Consider the following 1,503-nt stretch of genomic DNA (forward strand, 5'->3'; position numbering starts at 1 on the left):
TTTTGGTGCGCCCGGCAGGGCGCACTCACTTGGAGGTGAAAGTCCTCTACACGCCCGGCAAGGGGAAGTGTTAGCCAATGGCAAGGGCGTCGTGGGCGACTGCGAGTCTGAAGGAAGCCGGAGGCAAAGCGCTGGCCTGACGAACAGGAAGCGGATAAGAGGCGACGCATCGGGGTAAGGCAGCCAAAGCGGCCGAAGCCCGAAACTTGCACGGGACGATGCGGCGTATATCCGACAGGCATAAGCGTGAAGGTGGGTGCGTAATACCCGGGGAGATCTGTACGGCTGCCGAAGTGCTACTGGCGTCGAGAGGCGTCGGGATGGCTGTGCAGAAGTCAGCAGAGGGCATAGTAGGCCGCGAGGCCGAAGGCCCGAACATGAAGGACCGCAATTAGGACGGTGGAGACTCGATGCGAGCCGATGAAGCACAAGCCCGTGAGAGCGGGGCCATGACGCAGGAGCCGGGGCGGAACTCCGGGGATGGCGCGCGTGGTGCGGAGGCTGGCACGGCGGCTACCGGGCAAACGAAAGCGGAGGGACCATCGCTGATGGAGGCGGTGGTAGAGCGCAGCAACCTGTGGCTGGCGTATCGACGGGTGGTCGAGAACCGTGGCGCGCCGGGAGTCGATGACTTGCCGGTGGAGCAGTTCAAGGACTGGCTGAAGATGCATTGGCCGAGCGTGAAGGCGGCGCTGCTGGCGGGGCAATACATGCCGGCGGCGGTGCGCGCGGTGGACATACCGAAGCCTGCTGGCGGGGTAAGGACACTGGGCATCCCGACGGTGCTGGACCGGCTGATCCAGCAAGCGCTGCACCAGGTACTCCAACCGATCTTCGAGCCGGGGTTCTCCGAGTCGAGCTACGGCTTCAGGCCGCAGCGCAGCGCGCAGCAGGCGGTGCTGAAGGCACGGCGGTATGTGCAGGAAGGCCGCCGCTGGGTGGTGGACATCGATCTGGAGAAGTTCTTCGACCGGGTGAACCACGACATCTTGATGTCGCGGGTGGCCCGGCAGGTGAAGGATGATCGGGTGCTCAAGCTGATCCGGCGGTATCTGGAGGCGGGCCTGATGCGAGGCGGGATGGTGACGGTGCGACGGGAGGGTACGCCGCAAGGCGGGCCGCTCTCGCCGCTGCTGTCGAACATCCTGCTGACGGACTGGGACCGCGAGCTTGAGCGACGCGGCCACGCGTTCTGCCGCTATGCAGACGACTGCAACATCTATGTTCGAAGCAAGGCGGCGGGCGAGCGGCTGTTGATGCAGATGAAGGCGTTTCTCGAGAAGCGCCTGAAGCTGCGAATCAACGAATCGAAGAGCACGTGTGCACGGCCGTGGACGCGCAAGTTCCTGGGCTACAGCGTGACGATGCATCGTCAGGCGAGGCTGCGAATCGCACCGGAGAGCCTGAAGAGGCTGACGGCGCGGGTCAGGGAGCTGATGCGTCCGGGTCGAGGGCGTAGCGTATCGCAGACGATCGAGGCGCTGAACCCGGTGCTTCGCGGCT

General features: G+C 64.8%; 1 protein-coding gene. It reads left to right on the plus strand.

From position 1 onward, the window contains the following. Nucleotides 1–410: 410 nt before the first annotated feature. The coding region (gene ltrA, locus J8I35_RS34340) for a group II intron reverse transcriptase/maturase (RefSeq protein ID WP_209929388.1) at nucleotides 411–1,503 on the plus strand (1,093 nt) is incomplete at its 3' end.

The sequence above is a fragment of the Burkholderia sp. CpTa8-5 genome (assembly GCF_017815045.1).
GTDB classification, from domain to species: Bacteria; Pseudomonadota; Gammaproteobacteria; order Burkholderiales; family Burkholderiaceae; genus Burkholderia; species Burkholderia sola.